The sequence below is a fragment of the Haliea alexandrii genome (genome assembly GCF_003719295.1).
Taxonomy (GTDB): Bacteria; Pseudomonadota; Gammaproteobacteria; order Pseudomonadales; family Halieaceae; genus Haliea; species Haliea alexandrii.
In genome coordinates this window covers 1-2,961 of sequence record NZ_RFLW01000009.1, presented here as the reverse complement: position 1 = coordinate 2,961, position 2,961 = coordinate 1, and the positions used below count along the sequence as shown (strand labels likewise).

Annotated in this window: 3 protein-coding genes; 1 reads left to right on the top strand and 2 read right to left on the bottom strand. The window is 60.9% G+C overall.

From position 1 onward, the window contains the following. Position 1: 1 nt before the first annotated feature. Positions 2 to 139, top strand: a complete 138-nt coding sequence (locus EGJ68_RS18535) for a zinc-binding dehydrogenase (protein ID WP_408609927.1) — start codon at positions 2 to 4, stop codon at positions 137 to 139. Positions 140 to 180: 41 nt separating this feature from the next. Here EGJ68_RS18535 and EGJ68_RS18030 read toward each other — a convergent pair whose 3' ends face one another. Continuing rightward, positions 181 to 1,452, bottom strand: coding sequence for an MFS transporter (locus EGJ68_RS18030; RefSeq protein ID WP_123035858.1), 1,272 nt, complete (start codon positions 1,450 to 1,452; stop codon positions 181 to 183). Between the two features lie 70 nt (positions 1,453 to 1,522). After that, positions 1,523 to 2,752, bottom strand: coding sequence for a permease (locus EGJ68_RS18025; RefSeq protein ID WP_123035857.1), 1,230 nt, complete (start codon positions 2,750 to 2,752; stop codon positions 1,523 to 1,525). Positions 2,753 to 2,961: the final 209 nt, after the last annotated feature.

Sequence of the window (2,961 nt, the reverse complement as noted above, 5' to 3'; positions counted from 1 at the left end):
GCTGGCGGGCTATGCAGAGCGCGGGGAACTGGAACCTTTCATTGATCGGCGTTTTACGCTGGCGGAAGTTCCGGATGCTATCAGGTACCTGGAGCGGGGGCGCACCCGCGGCAAAGTCGTGGTGAATGTGCTGCGATAAAGCACGGCCGGTGGGCGCGGGAAAATGATATCTCGCGCCGGCTACCGGCTTTCCTCCTGGCCCGTGACCAGTTCCAGCGGTTCTCCATCCGAGCCCAGCAGCTGGTAATCGAACGCCGCCTGCAGGCCTGTCTCCAGCTCGGCAACATCGACCGGCTCAAAGTCGATGTAGCGTGGGTACCAGGGCGACAGCAGTGCCACCAGAATACCGATCGCAGCAAACATGGCAAACGCATCGGCATAGCCGAACTCATTGACCAGCGTGCCGACGAGCGGTGATCCGCTAGCCTGCCCCAAAGACACCGCCATGAACGGCAGTACCGGCCCCATGGATAGCCGGCCCGGCAACAGACGGATGCTGGTCATCAGGTAGAGCCCGGTCAGGCTCATGTAGGCAAGACCAAACACCAGCGCGGACAATGCCGCGAGCAGCAACTGACCCGGGCTGGCGGCGAGCAGCGCCAGGCTGGCGGCCAGCATCATCAGCATCAGAGCATGCGTAATGGGCGGGTTGTTGCGATCGGCCAGGTCGGCTATCAGGGCCCCGCCGAGGCCGGCGGTACCCACTGCCAACCACAGCCACCCGGTTGCACCGGCTGGCAATCCACCCAGGGAGACCAACAGGTCGGGCGCAAAAATCCAGTAGGCGGAGGAGACGAAGCCCAGCACGAAGGCAAACAGGGCGAGCCTGAATAAACGCGACCATTGCAACACGCTGACACGCGGCGGCGCAGCCGCATCTGCCGGCGTAACCCGCGATACCGAGGGAATGAGGTACCAGGCGGCAAGCACCCCAACACCTGCAAGGAGCGCAAATGAGACATAGGCAAAACGCCAGGCGCCGGCCAGGAACAGCACCGACGGCACGGCCACCACCACCCCAATGCTGGTCCCCGCATTCATGACCGCGCTCACACGGCCGTGCAGCGAACGCTCCACCAGCGCCTGCATCGCCGCGGTAAGCGCCGGCATCATCAGCCCGGTGCAGATCCCGCAGGCGAATACCCCAGCGCCCAGCGATTGAGCGCCAGCGGCCTGACTGATCAACGCGAGGCCCGCGACGCCAAACGCGCCGGAAAGCACCGCCGTGTTGCGGGCACCCAAGCGGTCGGCAGCGAACGGCGCCACCAGCGTGGCCAGCAGGAAACTGACCAGCGGCAGCGCGCCGATAACACCAATCACCTCCGGCGTCAGCCCCAGCTCGGCGCGGATAGGCGGCACGAACAGGCCGAAGGCGAAACGCGCAAGCCCGTAGCTGATCGCAACCAACGCTGCACCGAACAGCGCAAACCCTGTGCTGGACACTGACTTCATAGCACCTCCATCGTACCCGTACTGAGCATGCCGGCCCCGACGAGCACTTCACTCCGCCCTGCCCCCCGGATCAGACCAATCCCGCGATCAATCCACCTGACAACCAAACCACCGATAAAGCCGCCAGCGCAGAGAGAACCTTGTCAGTCAGCGAGCTGCCGTCATGGTCATGGTCATGGTGGTGAGCGTGGCGGTTTGCACGGGCTTTGTACCACAGCCACACCAGAGCCAGATTGACTGTGAACATGATGACATTCATGACCAGCTGGTAATTCAGCTTGAAGTATTCCCGCTCGCCGGGGGCGGTGACCGCTGAGAAGTCAGGCAACATTCCCAAGGCTGCCAGTGCATAGTGCATCGACAGCGCCGCAATAACGATCGCTACCAGCATCAGGGCAAGGAGATACAGCGCCATTTTCCAGCCGTAGTAGCGGGCATTGATTCGCAGCACTGGCAGTACAACAAGATCCGAAAATATGAATGCCATGACACCGGCAAAGGTCACGCCCTGTCCGAACAGGACTGCGGCCAGGGGAATGTTTCCCATCGAGCCGATAAAGGTGAAAAAAGCCGCCAGCGGACCCACCAGGGTTTGCGCGAGCACCGCCAGAAAGCCGGGATTGGCAGCATTCTCTCCTCCCGAACCAATAAACATGGCCTGGAAAAAACTGTCGGGCACCATCGCCGAAATCATGCCCGCGACCGTAAAACCAATCAGCACATCCCGCCATACCATCTGCCACTCCATGACATAGGTCTGGCCGATGTTCTGCCAGCTCTGCAGACTGACCAATTTTTGCTGCCAGCTGATGTCGCTCTTACCGTCATCCTCATCAGTGTCGGCCTGGTGCTTGCGCGCCTGCGCCTCGAGGCGTCGTGGCCGGGTAATGCGAATGAGGAGCCAACTGACCAGTATGAGTATGATGCCACCGACGTACTCGCCGACCACGAATTGCCAACCCAGGAATATGGCAATAACCATCCCCAGCTCAATCACCAGATTGGTCGATGCCAACATGAAAGCCATGGACGGCGCGAGGCCCGCACCTTTATTGAAAATGGCGCGCGTGGTCGACAGCGCAGAAAAACTGCAGGAGCTGGAAATAAAACCGAAGAACGTACCCAGCAGCATGCTGCGTGGGCCGTCCTTGCCCATGGCTTTTTGCATCCGCTCCCGCGTTACCAGCACCTGTATCAGGCTGCTGATCAGATAGCCGAGAATAAAAGCCCACAGCGCCATCCAGAAAAACCCGAGGCTGGTTGTGGCGGCCGCATTCCAGGCCTGTAAAACGTCCTGCATGAAAAACCCGCTTCGCCAGTGCCTGCTCTACAACCTAGCACACCTGCAAAACACCGTTCAAAAAACTGCCAAAGGGATGGCTGGGACGCGTGCTCTAGCATGAAGATGGGCAACTGGTGAGGCCCACTGGCCCCGCCGCTGCATGCCCTGGTGCGCTATCCCTTCGTTTCCCAGCGCCTGGTGCCCTTGATGGCAATGACCACCGCAGA